Genomic DNA, 17,239 nt, shown 5'->3' with positions numbered 1-17,239 from the left:
CGGTCGACGGGCTCAGTAGCTGACGAACTGGATGCCCGTGGCGTCGACGGTCGACGAGACCGCCAGCACCAGCACGGCGCAGCCGAGCACGAGGTGCACGAGCGCCCGCAGCGGTCGACGCCGGGTGCCGCCGTTGGCGACGGCGCGGGCCGCGAACCCGAACGTCAGCACCGCGGTCGCGGCGGGGACGGCGAGGGTCCACACCGGGTCGGCCTCGAAGCCGGAGGGACCGTTCGCCGTCAGCAGGAAGAGCAGGAACGGGACGACGACGCTCAGCGCGAGCAGGAAGACCCCGAGCGCCACGAGCGCTCCGAAGGGCTCCCGACGGTCGGTGCTGCCGCCCAGCGACACGTTCTGCACCAGGGGTGGTGCGACGCCGTAGGTGCTCTGGTGCTGCGGGGCGGGGATGGGCTGCACCGGGGTGGGCTGCGCGGGGTTGGGCTGCACGCGGTCGGGCTGCCCGCGGTAGGGCTGCGCGGGTCGGGGTGACGACGGTGGCTGCTGCCGGTAGGGACCGGGCTGCTGCTGCCGGTAGGGACCGGGCTGCTGCTGCGGATTCTGGCCCGGCCGCTGCTGCGGCCGCTGCGGCCCCGGCTGCTGACGGTACGGCTGCTGCCCCTGACCCGGCTGCTGCCGGTAGGGGTGCTGGCCGCTCACGACCCCACCGCCAGGGCGCCGAGCGCCACGGCGCCGACGGCGAGCAGCAGACCGGTGACCGGTCGCCGTCGGGCGTCGACGAGGGCGCCCACGGACAGGGCGACCATCCCCGCGCCGAGCAGCAGCGGGTCCAGCAGCGCCTGCCGGACCGTGGGCTGCACGGGACACGCGACGTCCGCCGCGGGGCACGCCGACAGCAGCTCCCAGGCCGCCGCACCGTCCTGCGACCAGCGCCAGCCCACGGCCACGAACGCGCCGACGAGCGTGAGCGTGGCGATCAGCGCGGTCAGGGGCCGCAGCCCCGCACCGGGGGTGCGGGTGTGGTGCAGCGGATCCGTCATGGTGCTGACGGCGGTGACGGCGCTCGTGCCCGGTCCGTACGTCCCTGGGCTGGTCATGTCCCGAGACTAGCGGCGCACCCGTGCCGGTGACCGATGTCACCGGATATGCACTGGCTGCAACTATGCAGCGACTGCAACAATTACTCCATGACGGAGACGGGCCTGCGCGAGCGCAAGAAGACCGAACGCCGGGATGCGCTGGTCGCGCGCACGCGCGCCCAGGTGCTCGAGCGCGGGCTGGACGCCGTGACCGTCGAGGAGATCTGCGCCGCCGTCGGCGTCTCCCCGCGCACGTTCTTCAACTACTTCGCCACCAAGGAGGACGCCGTCCTCGGCCATGCGCTGGACGACCTCCGGGTGACGGCGCACGTGCGCGAGACGTTCGTCGGAGGGGGACCGACCGGTGACCTGCTCCTGGACGCGACCGAGGTGCTCCGCGCCGTCGCCGACGACCCGCGGATCACCTCGGAGGAGCTGGACGCGCTGATGGCGCTGGTGCAGCGCGAGCCGCGCCTGCTCGAGCGCCACGTCTTCTGGATCGAGAACCAGCGCGTCGAGCTGCAGGACCTGATCCTCGAGCGCGAGGCGCAGCACCCCTCCGGCACCGACGCCCGCGTCGCGGCCACCGTGCTGATGAGCCTGTTCCGCGCCGCGGCCATCGCCTGGATCGAGGACGACCGCCGCGGTCATCCCACCGACCACCTCACCCACGTCGTCGCCCAGCTCCGGCTGCTGGCGACCCCCACCACCCCCACCAGCACCGGCACCACGAAGCAGGGAGCACGTCATGTCTGAGAGCGTCCAGACCGTCACCTCACCCGGGGCCTCCCCGGATCGGGCGCCGATCGTCCTGACCCAGAAGACCGTCTGGGTGATCTTCGGGGCCCTGATGGCCTCGATGTTCCTGTCCTCGCTCGACCAGTCGATCGTCGGGACCGCGATGCCGACGATCGTCGGCGAGCTCGACGGCGTCCAGCACCAGGGCTGGGTCATCACCGCCTACATCCTGGCCATCGCCATCGTGATGCCCCTGTACGGAAAGGTGGGCGACGTCGTCGGGCGCCGCTGGCCGTTCATCGTCGCCATCGCGCTGTTCACGCTGGGCTCGGCCGGTGCCGGCTTCGCCGGCTCGTTCGGCGAGCTCGTCGCGTGGCGCGGCGTGCAGGGCCTCGGGGGCGGCGGTCTGATGATCCTGTCGCAGGCGATCATCGCCGACATCGTCCCGGCGCGGGAGCGCGGGAAGTACATGGGACCGATGGGTGCGCTGTTCGGCGTCTCGGCCGTCATCGGTCCGCTGCTCGGCGGCTGGTTCACCGAGGGTCCGGGGTGGCGCTGGGCGTTCTGGATCAACATCCCGATCGGCATCGCCGCGATCGTCGTGGCGTGGATCGCGCTCAAGCTCCCGAGCCGGCGCAACCCGAAGCCGTTCGACTACGCGGGTGGCGGCCTCATCGTGCTCGCGACGTCGGGCATCGTCCTGCTGACCAGCTGGGAGTCGATCGTCGGGGCCGAGGTCGGTTACGACTGGGGCGACGGACGCCTGATCGCCCTGGCCCTCGCCACGGTCGCCGCCGTCGTCGCCTTCGTGGTGGTCGAGACGCGCGTGCCCGATCCGCTGATCCCGCTGCGCCTGTTCCGCAACTCGACCTTCACCATCGCGACGATCATCGGGTTCGTGCTCGGCATGGGGATGTTCTCGGCGCTCGCGTTCCTGCCGACGTTCCTGCAGATGTCCACCGGCGCCGGGGTGACGGAGTCCGGCTTCCTGCTGCTGCCGATGATGGTCGGTGTGATGGCGACGGCGATCGGGTCCGGCATCGCGATCACGCGCACCGGCCGCTACAAGATCTTCCCCGTGGTCGGGCTCGCGACGACGGCGCTCGGCATGATCTGGCTGACGCGCATCACCGGCGACATGTCGATGGTGCTGTTCGGCACGATGATCTTCGTGATGGGCGCCGGCATGGGTCTGGTGATGCAGACGATCGTGCTCGCCACGCAGAACTCGGTCGACCCGAGCGAGATCGGCGTCGCCACCAGCTCCAACAACTTCTTCCGCGAGATCGGCGCCGCCGTCGGCACCGCGCTGTTCGCCACGATCTTCACCTCGCGCCTGACCGAGAACCTCTCAGGCGCTTTCCCGACCGGGATCGGTGAGGGCGGCGGCAGCGAGGCCGGGCTGACGCCGTCGGTCGTCGCCGCCCTGCCCGACGACGTGCGCGCCCAGGTCGTGGACGCGTACACCAACGCGCTCGCGCCGAGCTTCTGGTACCTGATCCCGCTCGTGCTGGTCGGCTTCGTGTTCGCGCTGTTCCTCAAGGAGGTCAAGCTCTCGAACGAGGCGGGGATGGTCGCGCGCGGCGAGGCCGTCGCGGGCCACTGACAGTCCACTCACAGGCGCGCCCGGGCATACTGGCGAGGTGATCTCCCTCGCGCTTGCCCAGCGACTGCAACGGGCCGGGCTGCGCTGGCAGCCCCGGTCGGGCGACTCCTTCACCATCCCCGGCGACGCCTTCGAGGGTCAGTCGTTCGCGATCTCCGAGCTGACCGTCGAGGTGCACTCCTACCCCGGCGGTCAGGTCCTCGGCTTCAACGGCACCACGGAGTGGGCGCTCGACTCCGTCGCGGTCGAGGACACCCTCTGGCTGCCCCGCGAGGACCAGCTGCGCGAGCTCCTCGGCCAGACGTTCGTCGCCCTCACGCGCGACGACGCCAGCTACGAGGTGCACGTCGTGGACGCCGTCACCGGGGAGGACGACGCGTTCAGCGCCGCCAGCCCGGTGGACGCCTACGCGCACGCGCTGCTCGCGCTGCTCGAGCAGGCGGACGCGGCCGGGTGACCTCGCTCGCGGCGGTGTCCGTCGACCTCAACGCCGATCTCGGGGAGGGGGTCGGTGACGACGCCGCGATCCTCGACGTCGTCACGAGCACCTCGATCGCGTGCTGCGGCCACCGCGGCGACGCGGCCTCGATGCGGGAGGCGGCGCGGCTCGCGCACGCCCGCGGCGTCGTGATCGGCGCCCACCCCTCCTACGTCGACCACGCCGGTTTCGGCCGGCGCCGGCTCGAGGTCGCGCCCGAGACGCTGCTGACCCAGCTCCTCGGGCAGGTGCGCGACCTCGAGGCCCAGGCGAACGCCGTCGGGACGCGTGTGCGCTTCCTCAAGGCCCACGGCGCGCTCTACACCACCGCGATGATCGACGACGACGTCGCGCACGTCGTGATCGGGACCGCGCGCTCGGCGCTCGGCGAGGTCCTGCCGGTCCTGGGCCTGCCCGGGTCGGCGCTGCAGCGGGTCGCGGTCGAGAACGGCGTGCCGTTCGTCGCCGAGGGCTTCGCCGACCGGGCCTACGCGGACGACGGCACGCTGGTGCCGCGCTCCGAGCCCGGTGCCGTGCTGACCGATCCGGACGCCGTGGCGGGGCGGGTGGCGCAGCTCGCCCGACGCGTGCGCACGCTGTGCGTGCACGGGGACTCGCCGGACGCCGTGCTCCTCGCCCGAGCCGCGCGCGAGGGGCTGGCCGACGCCGGGGTCGCGCTGCGGTCCTTCCTCATCGATGCGTAGTCGTCGGTACGGGGAGCGCGACGTTCTCGTGGACGTGCCCGCGGCCGCCGTCGCGCACGCCCTCGCGGCCCAGGTGGTGGGCCTGCCGGGGGTGGTCGACGTCGTCCCCGCGGCGAGGACGCTGCTCGTGCGGTGCGCGGACGAGCGGGTGGCCGTTGCCCTCGCGGCCGACCTGTCCTCCCGTGGCGCACCGGAGGCCGGGGCGGCGACGGCGGGGTCGCGTCGCGAGATCGTGATCGAGGTGGTCTACGACGGCGCGGACCTCGCCGTCGTCGCGGCGGCATCCGGGCTGACGCCGGCCGAGGTGGTCGCCCGGCACGCGGGGACGGCCTACACCGCGGCGTTCGCCGGCTTCGCGCCCGGCTTCGTCTACCTGGCGGGGCTCGACCCCGTGCTCGCGACACCGCGGCTCGCGGTGCCGCGCACGCGCGTGCCGGCCGGGTCGGTGGCGCTCGCGGCCGACATGACGGCGGTCTACCCGCGCAGCAGCCCGGGCGGCTGGAACCTGCTCGGACGGACCGGCGCGGTGCTGTTCGACCTGGCGCGACCGCGGCCGGCGCTGATCGAACCGGGCGACACGGTGCGGTTCGTGGACGTCGGTCGGGGGCACGCGTGATCGTCGTCGAGCAGGTCACGGGTCTGGCGCTCCTGCAGGACCCGGGGCGGCCGGGCCACGCACGGCTGGGGGTGGCGCCGTCGGGCGCGTTCGACGTCGGGGCGCACCTGGCCGCCGACGCGGCGGTCGGCAACGCGCCGGGGGCGGCCACGATCGAGCTGCTGCTGGGGCCCCTCGTGCTGCGGGCGCGGCGCGCGTGCGTCCTGGCGGTCACCGGCGCCGGCGGCGACGTGCGCGTGGACGGTCTCGCGGTCGCTCCCCGCCGACCGTTCACGCTGGTGCCGGGGGCGGTCCTGACCGTGGGGGCGGCGCGCGACGGCGTGCGCCGGTACGTCGCGGTCCGGGGCGGCTTCGCGGTCGAGCCCGTGCTCGGCTCGCGGGCGCGCGACACGCTGGCCGAGCTCGGCCCTGCGCCGCTCGCGTCGGGGGACGAGCTGCCCGTGGGTGACGACGTCGCGACGCCGCTGCGTCCGCCGGTGCCGGCGGCGGGGGCGGCGACGGTGGGAGTGGCGAAGGTGGGGTCGGCGGAGGCCGGTGACGCCGGTGCGCGCCCGCCGACGGAGGTGCTCCTGGAGGTTCTGCCGGGGCCCCGGCCGGAGGACTTCGCGACCGATGCTCTGGGGGACCTCGCTTCGCAGGTCTGGACGGTGAGCGATCGGTGCGATCGCGTCGCGGTGCGGCTGGAGGGGGCGAGGGTGCACCGCGCCACGACCGGCGTCGGCGGGCCTGCCGGCGACCGTCCGTCGCCCGAGCTCCCGTCGGAGGGACTCGTCGCCGGGGCGGTCCAGGTGCCGCCGTCGGGCGAGCCGGTCGTGATGGGGCCCGACCACCCGCTGACCGGCGGCTACCCGGTGGTGGCGGCGCTCACGCGCGCGTCGCTCGATCGCCTGGCGCAGGTGCGACCGGGTACCCGCGTCCGGCTCGTGCCGACGACCGTCGGTCCGTCCACGGGCGCGCACCGGTCCCCGGTGCCACGATGAGGTCGCAGCGCCGCCACCACGTCGAGAGGCTCCACCCATGACCCAGCAGCAGCCCGACTCCGGCCCCGGCATCGGGGCGATCGCGAGGAGGTACTGGTTCCCGGCGCTGCTGGCGGTGCTCGCGGTCGTCTTCATCGTGCAGAACACGGCCGACATCTCGATCTACCTGTTCACCAGGACGTTCACGGCGCCGGCGTGGCTCGTGTACACGATCCTGGTGGTGGTGGGTGTGGTCGTCGGCTGGTTCGCGCAGCGGCGCCGCATCAAGCGCCGCACCGGCCTCCGCTGACGCGCGACCGCCCGAGGTCCGACGACCGCCCGAGGCCCGGGCCGACCGGGACCGCCGCTGTGAGCGGCTGACCACCGGTCCGGCGGCGAGGGCCGGGGAAGATCGGCCTGTTGTCGCCGCTCGACACGTCCCGATCGTCATGCCAGCCGCTCACAGCGGCGTTTGTGCGCCAGCGGCTGTCCCGCTCGGACTCTCCCGGACGCAGTGTTGTCCACAGGGCGTCAGCACGGGCGAGCCGTCCGGTGCCACCCTCGTTCTCGTGCACGTCCTCAGCCGCCTCGCCGACCTCGGTGGCTCAGCCAGGTTCTCGGAGCTCGGAGCGCAGCGCTCGCAGCTCGCGCGTCTGGAGCGCGAAGGCCGGCTGAACCGGGAGGGCACGGGCCTGTACTCCCTCCCCGGTGCACCGCGCGACCTGCTGGCGGCCGCTCGGCTGGCCGGGGTCGTGTCGTGCGTGAGCGCCCTGCGAGCCGACGGGGTCGACGTCCCCGGCGACGCCTCGATCATCCACTGCTCGGTCCCACGGCACCGCGGTACCGCACGCATCCCGGGCGCCGGCCTCGTGCGTCACCACGAGGACGTCGGTCTCGCGGATCGTCCCCGCACGGCGGCGTCCCGCTGGGCTGCGGCACGCGCGGTGCAGTGCCTGCCGCTCGAGCCCGCGGTGGCGGCGCTCGACGCCGTCGCGGGCCGGTTCGACAAGGCGGACGTCGACGACGTGCTCGGCATCGTCTCGGCACGCTCGCCGCGACGAGCAGCCCTCCTGCTCGACCTCGTGGACCCGGCCTGCCGCTCGTGGATCGAGACGAGCGTGCGGCTGGCACTTCGCCGCCACGGGCTTCGGGTGCGGGCGGGCCTGACGATCGCCGGGGTGGGGGAGGTGGACCTCCTCGTGGAGGGGGTGCTCATCATGGAGATCGACGGGTTCGCCTACCACAGCGGTCGCGGCGAGTACCGCCGGGACCGGCGCCGCGACGTCGCGGGTCTCGCTCGGGGATTCCCCACGGTGCGCCTGGCCTACGAGGACGCGACACAACCGGCGCTCGTCGTCGCATCGGCACTCGGAGCGCTCGACGCCGTCGGGTGGAAGCCTCTGGCCACCGCACGAAGCGTGCCGTCGTCCGAGGCCACGGCCGCCGCGCGCGTGCGGCGGCGGGCGCTGATCGCCTGGCAGGACGACCCGCGCGGGATCGGACGAGCGGTCGGTGGTGACTCGCTCACCGCTGTGAGTGGCTGGTAGCTCGGGCCGCAGCGGTTCGGCGGCCCGGATCCGCGTCGCGGTACGGAGGGCGGAAGGTGCCGAGGGACGTCCGCCGCTCAGAGCGGCGGACTACGAGAAGCGCAGCCGGGCGCGCGGGGTGCCGCACCCCCGCCCCCTCTAGACTCCTGTCCATGCCCACGTTCAACTCCGAGGAAGTCGCGCGCCTCGCGGCACTCGCCCGGATCGACCTGACCCCGGACGAGCTCACGCAGTTCGCCGGCGAGCTCGAGGTCATCGCCCACGCCGTCGAGAAGGTCAGCGAGCTGGCCACGGCCGACGTTCCCGCGACCAGCCACCCGATCCCGCTGACGAACGTCTACCGCGAGGACGTCGTGTCCGACGTCGTCGACCGCGACGCCGTGCTCGCGGCGGCACCGGCGTCGCAGGACGGCAAGTTCCTCGTCCCGCAGATCCTGGGGGAGGAGGCATGAGCGCGCGCGACACCGACCTCACCCGCACCACGGCGGCCGGCCTCGCCGACCTGCTGACGGCCGGTGACGTCTCCGCCGTCGAGGTCGCCCAGGCGCACCTGGACCGGATCGCCGAGGTCGACGGCGCCGTCCACGCCTTCCTGCACGTGGACGCGGCCGACACGCTCGCCCAGGCCGGCGCCGTCGACGCCGCCCGCGCCGCCGGCACCCCGCTGCACCACCTCGCGGGCGTCCCGATCGCGGTCAAGGACGTCGTGGTCACGCGCGGCACGCCGACGACGGCGGGCTCGCGCATCCTCGAGGGCTGGATCCCGCCGTACGACGCGACGCTGGTCGAGAAGCTGCGGGCCGCCGGCCTGCCGATGCTCGGCAAGACCAACATGGACGAGTTCGCGATGGGCTCCAGCACGGAGCACTCCGGCTACGGCCCCACGCACAACCCGTGGGACCTCACGCGCATCCCCGGTGGTTCGGGCGGCGGCAGCGCCGCGGCGCTCGCGGCCTTCGAGGCGCCGCTCTCGATCGGCACGGACACGGGCGGCTCGATCCGTCAGCCCGCGGCCGTCACGGGCACGGTCGGCGTCAAGCCGACCTACGGCTCGGTCTCGCGCTACGGCCTGATCGCGCTCGCGAGCAGCCTCGACCAGGCCGGTCCGTGCGCGCGCACCGTGCTCGACGCGGCGCTGCTGCACGAGGTCATCGGCGGCCACGACCCGCGCGACTCCACGTCGCTGCCGCAGGCGGCCACGGGTTACGCCGACGCCGCCCGCCTGGGTGGTACGGGTGATCTCACGGGCGTGCGCGTCGGCGTCGTGAGGGAGCTGGCGGGGGAGGGCTACCAGCGCGAGGTCAGCGAGGCGTTCGCGCGCAGCGTGCGCGACCTCGAGGCCGCCGGTGCCGAGGTCGTGGAGGTGTCCTGCCCGTCCTTCGAGGCCGCGCTCGCCGCCTACTACCTGATCCTGCCCGCCGAGGCCTCCAGCAACCTGGCCAAGTTCGACGGCATGCGGTTCGGCCTGCGGGTGGAGCCGACCGAGGGTCCCGTCACGGCGGAGCGCGTCATGGCCGCGACGCGCGGCCAGGGCTTCGGAGCCGAGGTGAAGCGACGCATCATCCTCGGCACCTACGCGCTGTCGGCGGGCTACTACGACGCCTACTACGGCAGCGCGCAGAAGGTCCGCACGCTGATCCAGCGCGACTTCGCCGCCGCCTACGAGAAGGTCGACGTGCTCGTCTCCCCGACGGCCCCGACGACCGCGTTCAAGCTCGGCGAGAAGCTCGACGACCCGCTCGCGATGTACCTCAACGACGTCGCGACCATCCCGGCCAACCTGGCCGGCGTCCCCGGCATCTCGGTGCCCAACGGTCTCGACGACGCCGGCCTCCCGATCGGCATCCAGGTGCTCGCGCCCGCTCGCGCGGACGACCGCCTGTACCGCGTCGGCGCCGCCCTCGAGCACCACTTCCAGGCGTCGCAGGGCGCGATCCTCGACCGCATCCCTGAGGTGACCTCATGACCAGCCCGTCCCGCACCGCCGTCGCCCTCGTCGACTTCGACGAGGCCGTGCGCCGCTACGACCCCGTGCTCGGCATCGAGGTCCACGTCGAGCTGGGCACGAACACCAAGATGTTCGACGGCGCCCCCGTCACCTTCGGCGCCGAGCCGAACACGCAGGTCACGCCCGTCTCGCTCGGCCTGCCCGGCGCTCTCCCGGCCGTGAACCGCAAGGCCGTGGAGTCGGCGATCAAGATCGGTCTCGCGCTGAACTGCGAGATCGCGCCGCTGTGCCGCTTCGCCCGGAAGAACTACTTCTACCCGGACGTGCCGAAGAACTTCCAGACGTCGCAGTACGACGAGCCGATCGCGTTCGACGGCTGGCTGGACGTCGAGCTGTCCGACGGCGAGGTCGTCCGCGTCGAGATCGAGCGCGCGCACATGGAGGAGGACGCGGGCAAGAACACCCACGTCGGCGGGCACGACGGCCGCCTCCAGGGCGCCGAGTACTCGCTCGTGGACTACAACCGCGCCGGCATCCCGCTGGTGGAGATCGTCACGCGCCCCATCCCGGGCACCGGTGAGCGCGCCCCCGAGGTCGCGGCCGCCTACGTCCGCACGCTGCGCGACATCTTCCGGGCGCTGGACGTCTCCGAGGCCAGGATGGAGCGCGGCAACGTGCGCGCCGACGTCAACCTCTCGCTGCGCGCGAGTGCGGACAGCCCGCTCGGCACGCGCACCGAGACGAAGAACGTCAACTCCTTCCGCAGCGTCGAGCGCGCGGTGCGCTACGAGGTCTCGCGACAGGCCGCGGTGCTCGACGCCGGGGGCTTGGTCGTCCAGGAGACGCGTCACTTCCACGAGAGCGACGCGAGCACCTCGCCCGGTCGCGTGAAGTCCGACGCCGAGGACTACCGCTACTTCCCCGAGCCGGACCTCGTCCCGATCGCGCCGTCGCGCGAGTGGGTCGAGGAGATCCGCGCGACGCTGCCCGAGCTGCCGGCCGCGCGCCGCCGTCGTCTCGACGGCGAGTGGGGCTTCGCCGAGGCCGAGATGCGTGACGTCGTCAACGCCGGCGCCCTCGACCTCATCGAGGCCACCGTGCTGGCGGGGTCGAGCCCGGCCACCGCTCGCAAGTGGTGGATGGGTGAGCTCGCGCGGGTCGCGAACGCCGCCGAGGTCGCGTTCGAGGACCTCGCGATCACCCCGGCCCAGGTCGCCCAGCTGCAGGCGCTGGTGGACTCCGGACGGCTCAACGACAAGCTCGCGCGCCAGGCGCTCGAGGGTGTGCTGGCTGGCGAGGGGGACCCCGAGTCCGTCGCCGCGGCGCGCGGCCTCGAGATCGTCTCCGACGACGGCCCGCTGCTCGAGGCGATCGACGCCGCGCTCGCGGCCCAGCCCGACATCGCCGAGAAGATCCGGGGCGGCAACCTCGGACCGATCGGTGCGGTCATCGGCGCGGTCATGAAGGCCACGCGCGGCCAGGCCGACGCCGGGCGCGTGCGGGAGCTGGTCCTGGAGCGGGTGCAGGGCTGAGCATGACCGACTCGCACGCCTCCCCGCTGGAGACGTTGAGCGCCGTCGCCCAGGACTACCTCAAGGTGGTCTGGAACGCGCAGGAGTGGTCCTCCACACCCCTGAGCGTCAAGGAGCTGGCGGCGCGCCTGGGCGTCACGGCGGGCACGGTCTCGGAGGGCGTGCGCAAGCTCGCCGACGCCGGGCTGATCGACCACGCCCGGTACGGCCAGATCGCGCTCACGCCGCAGGGGCGGCGCGCCGCCCTGGCCGTCGTGCGGCGGCACCGGCTCGTCGAGACGCTGCTGGTGGAGACCTTCGGGTACTCGTGGGACGAGGTGCACGACGAGGCCGAGGTCCTCGAGCACGCGATCTCCGACGAGCTCGAGCGCCGCATCGACGACCACCTCGGTCACCCCACGCACGATCCGCACGGCGACCCGATCCCGACCGTCGACGGCGTCATCTCCATCCCCGCCGCGCGCCACCTCGGCGACCTGGCGGCGGGGGAGTGCGGCGTCGTGACGCGCGTGTCCGACGCCGACCCCGAGCTCCTGCAGCGGCTCGCGCAGGTGCGGGTCGTCCCGGGCGAGCACGTCCTGGTGACCGACCGCGACGGCGCCTCCGCCCTGATGTTCGTCGCGCCCCGTCCGCACGAGGACGCCTCGGGCGACCCCGAGGACGCGGCAGGTCCGGGCGCCGCCCCCGTGCCGTTCGGTCTCGCCGCCCTCGACCACGTCTGGGTGGTGCCGGGGTGATCTTCGCGACCGGCCAGGCCGTCGTCGTCGGGGCGCTGTGCGTGCTGGGCGTGAACCTCTACGCGGGGCTGCTGATCGTGCTGCGCGCGAAGCGGTTCAGGACGCCGCTGTACAAGCCGATGCTGCTGAACATCGTGCTCTCGAACGTCCCCATCGCGCTCGCGATCATCGGATTCGTCGTGGTCCTGCTGGCCCAGATCCCGGTGAACGACGATCCGGGGCTGGCGTGGGTCGGACCGACGGCCTTCGTCCTGGCGACGATCGTGTTCGTCGCGTTCTTCCCCAACGCGGCCTACCTCATCACCGAGCTGAACTTCTCCCACCGCAAGGAGGGCGACGGCGTCCCGATGTGGTTCGACATCGTCATGACGCTCACCCTGACGATGTCGGGGATCCTCAACGCCATCGTGTCGCTGTCGCTCGTGCAGACGTTCCTGATGTTCGGGTTCGACCTCCGGGGTGGCCTCCCGACCTCGCCTCCCGCGTGGACCTGGGCCGTGGCGGCCGGGATCCTGCTTCTCGCGTGCGTCGGTGTGTGGATGGGGCGGATGATCCGGCTGAACAGCTGGGACATCGTGCTGCCGTGGCGGCTCCTGGCCAAGCTGGGCAGGCACCTGCGCCAGCCGGGCAAGGTCGGCGAGCTCGTCGGGTTCACGCTGACGCACTTCGTGCTGCTGGCGCTGCTGTACACCGCGGTCTACGCACCGATCTCGATGCTCGTGCTGTCCGAGATCCGGCTGATCTCGACCGGTCCGCGCTGACGCGGACCACGTGGCGGACGTCGTCCGCCGTCGGACCTACGCAGGCGTAGGTTCGGCCGGCGGCGTCCGGCAGCGACGTCTGCACCCGTCGCCCGGAGCTGCCGAAGGAGCACCGCATGTCCCGTCCCCTGCGCTCGCGCACCTCCACCCACGGTCGCAACATGGCGGGCGCACGCGCCCTCTGGCGTGCGACGGGCATGGGAGCGGACGACTTCGGCAAACCGATCATCGCCATCGCGAACTCCTACACGCAGTTCGTCCCCGGTCACGTCCACCTCAAGGACATGGGCGACCTCGTCGCCTCCGCGATCGTCGAGGCCGGGGGAGTGGCGAAGGAGTTCAACACCATCGCCGTCGACGACGGCATCGCGATGGGCCACGGCGGCATGCTCTACTCGCTGCCCAGCCGCGACCTCATCGCGGACTCGGTGGAGTACATGGTCAACGCGCACTGCGCCGACGCCATCGTCTGCATCTCCAACTGCGACAAGATCACGCCCGGCATGCTGAACGCCGCGCTGCGCCTGAACATCCCCGTCATCTTCGTCTCCGGCGGCCCGATGGAGGCCGGCAAGGCCGTGGTGGCCGACGGCGTCGCGAAGACCCCGCTCAACCTCGTCAACGCGATCAACTATGCGGCCGACGACGCCGTGAGCGACGCCGCGCTGGCCGAGGTCGAGGAGAACGCCTGCCCCACGTGCGGCTCGTGCTCGGGCATGTTCACGGCGAACTCCATGAACTGCCTCACCGAGGCGCTCGGCCTCTCGCTGCCGGGGAACGGGTCGACCCTCGCGACGCACACGGCGCGCAAGGAGCTGTTCCTCGAGGCGGGCCGCACGATCGTCGACCTCGCGCGCCGCTACTACGACGACGGAGACGACTCCGCCGCGCCGCGCGGCATCGCGACCAAGGAGGCCTTCGGCAACGCGATGGCCCTCGACGTCGCCATGGGCGGCTCGACCAACACGGTCCTGCACATCCTCGCGGCGGCGCAGGAGGGTGAGATCGACTTCGACCTCACCGACATCGAACGCATCAGCCGCGGTGTGCCGTGCCTGTCCAAGGTCGCGCCCAACCACCCGAAGTTCCACATGGAGGACGTCCACCGCGCCGGGGGCATCCCCGCGCTGCTCGGCGAGCTCGATCGCGCCGGGCTGCTGAGCCACGACGTCACCTCGGTTCACACCCCGACGCTGCGGGCCTGGCTCGACGAGTGGGACGTCCGGGGCGGGAAGGCGAGCGAGCGCGCCGTCGAGCTGTTCCACGCGGCGCCCGGCGGGGTGCGCACGACGCAGGCGTTCTCGACGTCGAACCGCTGGGAGACCCTCGACACGGACGCGGCTGACGGCTGCATCAGGGACCTCGAGCACGCGTACACGATCGAGGGCGGCCTGGCCGTGCTGCGCGGCAACGTCGCCCCCGACGGCGCCGTGTTCAAGACCGCCGGTGTCGACCCCGACGTCTTCCACTTCGTGGGGACCGCGCTGGTGTGCGAGTCGCAGGACGAGGCGGTGGAGAAGATCCTGACGAAGCAGGTGAAGCCGGGACACGTCGTCGTCGTGCGCTACGAGGGCCCCGCGGGCGGTCCGGGCATGCAGGAGATGCTGTACCCGACGTCGTTCCTCAAGGGCCGCGGCCTGGGCAAGGTCTGCGCCCTCATCACGGACGGCCGGTTCTCCGGCGGCTCCAGCGGCATCTCGATCGGGCACGTCTCGCCCGAGGCGGCGGCCGGCGGGACGATCGCCCTGATCGAGGACGGCGACGAGATCGAGATCGACGTCGACACGCGGCTCATCCGCCTCAACGTGCCCGACGCCGTCATCGCCGAGCGCCGCGCCAGGATGGAGGCCTCCGAGCACCCGTGGCAGCCGGTGGACCGCGAGCGCTACGTCTCTCCCGCGCTGCAGGCCTACGCCGCGATGGCCACGTCGGCCGACCGCGGCGCGGTGCGGGACGTCTCCCTGATCCGGCGCTGACCGCTCGCCCCGGACGCCCCCGCGCCCGCCCCCGAGACACGCCCGACGAGACGGGCTGTCGCGGGGGCGTCGGCGTTCCTAGAGTGGGGTCATGAGCGAGACGGTGCGTGACGAGGTCGAGAACAAGCCAGACATCAAGCCGCGGTCGCGGCAGGTGACCGACGGGATCGAGGCGACGGCGTCGCGCGGGATGCTCCGCGCGGTCGGGATGGGCGACGACGACTGGGTCAAGCCGCAGATCGGCGTGGCCAGCTCGTGGAACGAGATCACGCCGTGCAACCTGTCGCTCGACCGGCTGGCCAAGGCGGTCAAGGAGGGGGTGCACGCCGGGGGCGGCTACCCGCTCGAGTTCGGCACGATCTCCGTCTCCGACGGGATCTCGATGGGCCACGAGGGGATGCACTTCTCCCTCGTCTCGCGCGACATCATCGCTGACTCGGTCGAGACCGTGATCTCGGCCGAGCGCCTCGACGGCTCGGTGCTCCTGGCGGGCTGCGACAAGTCGCTGCCCGGGATGCTGATGGCCGCCGCGAGGCTGGACCTGTCCTCGGTGTTCATGTACGCCGGCTCGATCATGCCGGGCTGGGTCAAGCTCGAGGACGGCACCGAGAAGGACGTCACGCTGATCGACGCGTTCGAGGCCGTGGGCGCGTGCCAGCGAGGACTGATGAGCAAGGGCGACCTCGACCGCATCGAGCGCGCCATCTGCCCGGGTGAGGGTGCCTGCGGCGGGATGTACACCGCCAACACCATGGCGTCCGTGGCCGAGGCCATGGGGATGTCGCTGCCGGGGTCGGCGGCGCCGCCGTCGGCCGACCGCCGCCGGGACATGTTCGCGCGCAAGTCGGGCGAGGCCGTGGTGGAGCTGCTTCGCCGCGGCATCACGGCGCGCCAGATCATGACGAAGGAGGCGTTCGAGAACGCGATCGCCGTGGTGATGGCGTTCGGTGGTTCGACGAACGCGGTGCTGCACCTGCTCGCGATCGCGCACGAGGCGGAGGTCGAGCTCACGCTGGCGGACTTCGACAGGGTCGCGGCGCGCGTGCCGCACCTGGGCGACCTCAAGCCGTTCGGCCGCTACGTGATGAACGACGTCGACCGCATCGGCGGCGTTCCCGTGATCATGAAGGCCCTGCTCGACGCGGGGCTGCTGCACGGTGACGCGCTGACGGTCACGGGGCGCACGGTCGCGGAGAACCTGGCGGACATCGCCCCGCCCGATCCCGACGGCAAGATCCTGCGGGCGATGGACAACCCGATCCACCACACGGGTGGCATCACGATCCTCCACGGGTCGCTCGCGCCCGAGGGGGCGGTGGTGAAGTCGGCCGGCTTCGACGACGACGTCTTCGAGGGCACCGCGCGCGTGTTCGAGCGCGAGCGGGCGGCGCTCGACGCCCTCGAGGACGGCACGATCACGGACGGCGACGTCGTGGTCATCCGCTACGAGGGGCCCAAGGGCGGACCCGGGATGCGGGAGATGCTGGCGATCACGGGGGCGATCAAGGGTGCCGGGCTCGGCAAGACGGTGCTGCTGCTGACCGACGGTCGGTTCTCCGGTGGCACCACCGGCCTGTGCGTGGGGCACGTGGCTCCGGAGGCGGTCGACGCCGGACCGATCGCGTTCGTGAACGACGGGGACCGCATCCGGCTCGATGTCGCGAACAAGACGCTCGACCTGGTGGTGCCGGCAGAGGAGCTCGAGGCGCGCAAGGTCGGGTGGGAGCCGCTGAAGCCGAAGTACACCCGCGGTGTCCTGGCGAAGTACGCCAAGCTCGTCCAGTCCGCCTCGCGAGGCGCGATCCTCGAGTAGGCCGGCGCGCTGCCTCCAGCAGACAGCGTCCTGCGGGCGTCGGTGCCATTGGCGCCGACGCCCGCCGTCGTCTGCGCACCGGTGACGCAGGCCACAGGAAGTCGTGGCCACGCCGACGACGGCGCAGCGCACCGGCCGTCGCCGTCGCGCGACGCCTCGAAGCGGCGGAACGACGCGGCAAACCGCCTCCCGCGACAGCGGCCGAGCTCGCCGGCGCGGACCGGCGATCGGCGGAACTGCAACGTTTTGCCAGCCTGCCGCCGGTGACGTAATGTTCTTGTCACACGGGGAAGCGAGCCGGACCGAGAGGGACGGGCTGACCGTGAATCCCAAGCGAAGAGCCGCTGATGCGGTTCCACTGTCGCGGGGTCACTCGTTCGGGTTGGATCTGGTCGGACTTCGGTTTGACGGTCTGGTCTGGGGGGTGTAAGTTTGAGAAGTTGCCCCGGTGGGGCTGGCTCTCCTGGTGGGGGTTGGCTTGCTGGTGTGGTGTGTTGTTTGAGAACTCAACAGTGTGTTTGTGAATGTGATGCCATTCGGCTGGTCGGATCTTTGTGTCTGGTTGGTCGTGGTTTTGATTGTTTTGCCTCGCATCTTCTCGTCAGTGGGTGGTGTGGGGTTTTTGTTGGGGTCATTCCCGTTGTATGGATTCCCGCCTTCGGGTTGGGGTTTGTTTTTGACGGAGAGTTTGATCCTGGCTCAGGACGAACGCTGGCGGCGTGCTTTACACATGCAAGTCGAACGATGATGGGGTGCTTGCATCCCTGATTAGTGGCGAACGGGTGAG

General features: G+C 72.2%; 17 protein-coding genes and 1 rRNA gene. 16 read left to right on the top strand and 2 right to left on the bottom strand.

From position 1 onward, the window contains the following. Positions 1–12: 12 nt before the first annotated feature. On the bottom strand, positions 13–657 hold the full coding sequence (locus SERN_RS12995) for a hypothetical protein (RefSeq protein ID WP_135850592.1): 645 nt from the start codon (positions 655–657) through the stop codon (positions 13–15). Continuing rightward, the gene (locus SERN_RS12990; protein ID WP_135850591.1) at positions 654–1,055 is read right to left on the bottom strand and encodes a hypothetical protein; all 402 of its coding nucleotides are present in this window, start codon (positions 1,053–1,055) and stop codon (positions 654–656) included. Before SERN_RS12990 ends, SERN_RS12995 begins: the two co-directional genes overlap by 4 nt. 90 nt (positions 1,056–1,145) lie before the next feature. On the opposite strand from SERN_RS12990, the gene SERN_RS15595 reads away from it, so the two are divergent. From SERN_RS15595 to SERN_RS12910, 16 genes are all read left to right on the top strand, one after another. Continuing rightward, complete coding sequence (locus SERN_RS15595) at positions 1,146–1,793, top strand: TetR/AcrR family transcriptional regulator (RefSeq protein WP_233251692.1); 648 nt, start codon at positions 1,146–1,148, stop codon at positions 1,791–1,793. Beyond that, on the top strand, positions 1,786–3,381 hold the full coding sequence (locus SERN_RS12980; protein ID WP_135850590.1) for an MDR family MFS transporter: 1,596 nt from the start codon (positions 1,786–1,788) through the stop codon (positions 3,379–3,381). The genes SERN_RS15595 and SERN_RS12980 overlap by 8 nt, the downstream gene beginning before the upstream one ends. 37 nt (positions 3,382–3,418) lie before the next feature. Then, positions 3,419–3,838, top strand: a complete 420-nt coding sequence (locus tag SERN_RS12975) for a pilus assembly protein CpaE (RefSeq protein ID WP_135850589.1) — start codon at positions 3,419–3,421, stop codon at positions 3,836–3,838. Next, the gene (locus SERN_RS12970) at positions 3,835–4,563 is read left to right on the top strand and encodes a 5-oxoprolinase subunit PxpA (RefSeq protein ID WP_135850588.1); all 729 of its coding nucleotides are present in this window, start codon (positions 3,835–3,837) and stop codon (positions 4,561–4,563) included. The genes SERN_RS12975 and SERN_RS12970 overlap by 4 nt, the downstream gene beginning before the upstream one ends. Next, complete coding sequence (gene pxpB / locus SERN_RS12965) at positions 4,556–5,179, top strand: 5-oxoprolinase subunit PxpB (RefSeq protein WP_135850587.1); 624 nt, start codon at positions 4,556–4,558, stop codon at positions 5,177–5,179. Before SERN_RS12970 ends, pxpB begins: the two co-directional genes overlap by 8 nt. Further along, positions 5,176–6,159 (top strand): 5-oxoprolinase subunit C family protein, encoded by a 984-nt coding sequence (locus SERN_RS12960; RefSeq protein ID WP_135850586.1) that lies wholly within the window; start codon positions 5,176–5,178, stop codon positions 6,157–6,159. Before pxpB ends, SERN_RS12960 begins: the two co-directional genes overlap by 4 nt. 37 nt (positions 6,160–6,196) lie before the next feature. Beyond that, positions 6,197–6,448: a LapA family protein gene (locus SERN_RS12955; RefSeq protein WP_135850585.1), complete on the top strand. Its 252-nt coding sequence runs from the start codon at positions 6,197–6,199 to the stop codon at positions 6,446–6,448. 259 nt (positions 6,449–6,707) lie between these two features. After that, a complete protein-coding gene (locus SERN_RS12950; protein ID WP_135850584.1) occupies positions 6,708–7,685 on the top strand; it encodes a hypothetical protein in 978 nt (325 codons plus the stop codon). Positions 7,686–7,837: 152 nt separating this feature from the next. Next, positions 7,838–8,137 (top strand): Asp-tRNA(Asn)/Glu-tRNA(Gln) amidotransferase subunit GatC, encoded by a 300-nt coding sequence (gatC, locus tag SERN_RS12945; protein ID WP_135850583.1) that lies wholly within the window; start codon positions 7,838–7,840, stop codon positions 8,135–8,137. After that, positions 8,134–9,651, top strand: a complete 1,518-nt coding sequence (gene gatA, locus SERN_RS12940) for an Asp-tRNA(Asn)/Glu-tRNA(Gln) amidotransferase subunit GatA (protein ID WP_135850582.1) — start codon at positions 8,134–8,136, stop codon at positions 9,649–9,651. The genes gatC and gatA overlap by 4 nt, the downstream gene beginning before the upstream one ends. Then, positions 9,648–11,165, top strand: coding sequence for an Asp-tRNA(Asn)/Glu-tRNA(Gln) amidotransferase subunit GatB (gatB, locus tag SERN_RS12935; protein WP_135850581.1), 1,518 nt, complete (start codon positions 9,648–9,650; stop codon positions 11,163–11,165). The genes gatA and gatB overlap by 4 nt, the downstream gene beginning before the upstream one ends. A gap of 2 nt (positions 11,166–11,167) precedes the next feature. Further along, entirely contained in the window at positions 11,168–11,902 is a 735-nt protein-coding gene (locus SERN_RS12930) for a metal-dependent transcriptional regulator (RefSeq protein ID WP_135850580.1), read from the top strand. Beyond that, positions 11,899–12,663: a DUF1361 domain-containing protein gene (locus tag SERN_RS12925; protein ID WP_135850579.1), complete on the top strand. Its 765-nt coding sequence runs from the start codon at positions 11,899–11,901 to the stop codon at positions 12,661–12,663. Before SERN_RS12930 ends, SERN_RS12925 begins: the two co-directional genes overlap by 4 nt. Before the next feature lie 116 nt (positions 12,664–12,779). After that, positions 12,780–14,639: a dihydroxy-acid dehydratase gene (ilvD, locus tag SERN_RS12920; protein WP_135850578.1), complete on the top strand. Its 1,860-nt coding sequence runs from the start codon at positions 12,780–12,782 to the stop codon at positions 14,637–14,639. Positions 14,640–14,730: 91 nt separating this feature from the next. Beyond that, positions 14,731–16,452 (top strand): dihydroxy-acid dehydratase, encoded by a 1,722-nt coding sequence (gene ilvD, locus SERN_RS12915; protein ID WP_135850577.1) that lies wholly within the window; start codon positions 14,731–14,733, stop codon positions 16,450–16,452. Between the two features lie 676 nt (positions 16,453–17,128). Then, positions 17,129–17,239: ribosomal RNA gene (locus SERN_RS12910) — 16S ribosomal RNA — on the top strand; the annotation flags it as partial.

This window comes from Serinibacter arcticus (assembly GCF_004786095.1).
GTDB lineage: Bacteria > Actinomycetota > Actinomycetes > Actinomycetales > Beutenbergiaceae > Litorihabitans > Litorihabitans arcticus.
This window is presented reverse-complemented; position numbering and strand designations above follow the sequence as displayed.

Coding starts and splice junctions, on each gene's coding strand:
- ilvD (WP_135850577.1), top strand. CDS start 14,731: ATGAGCGAGACGGTGCGTGACGAGGTCGAGAACAAGCCAGACATCAAG.
- SERN_RS12955 (WP_135850585.1), top strand. CDS start 6,197: ATGACCCAGCAGCAGCCCGACTCCGGCCCCGGCATCGGGGCGATCGCG.
- SERN_RS12930 (WP_135850580.1), top strand. CDS start 11,168: ATGACCGACTCGCACGCCTCCCCGCTGGAGACGTTGAGCGCCGTCGCC.
- SERN_RS12990 (WP_135850591.1), bottom strand. CDS start 1,055: ATGACCAGCCCAGGGACGTACGGACCGGGCACGAGCGCCGTCACCGCC.
- SERN_RS12980 (WP_135850590.1), top strand. CDS start 1,786: ATGTCTGAGAGCGTCCAGACCGTCACCTCACCCGGGGCCTCCCCGGAT.
- gatB (WP_135850581.1), top strand. CDS start 9,648: ATGACCAGCCCGTCCCGCACCGCCGTCGCCCTCGTCGACTTCGACGAG.
- pxpB (WP_135850587.1), top strand. CDS start 4,556: ATGCGTAGTCGTCGGTACGGGGAGCGCGACGTTCTCGTGGACGTGCCC.
- gatA (WP_135850582.1), top strand. CDS start 8,134: ATGAGCGCGCGCGACACCGACCTCACCCGCACCACGGCGGCCGGCCTC.
- ilvD (WP_135850578.1), top strand. CDS start 12,780: ATGTCCCGTCCCCTGCGCTCGCGCACCTCCACCCACGGTCGCAACATG.
- gatC (WP_135850583.1), top strand. CDS start 7,838: ATGCCCACGTTCAACTCCGAGGAAGTCGCGCGCCTCGCGGCACTCGCC.
- SERN_RS15595 (WP_233251692.1), top strand. CDS start 1,146: ATGACGGAGACGGGCCTGCGCGAGCGCAAGAAGACCGAACGCCGGGAT.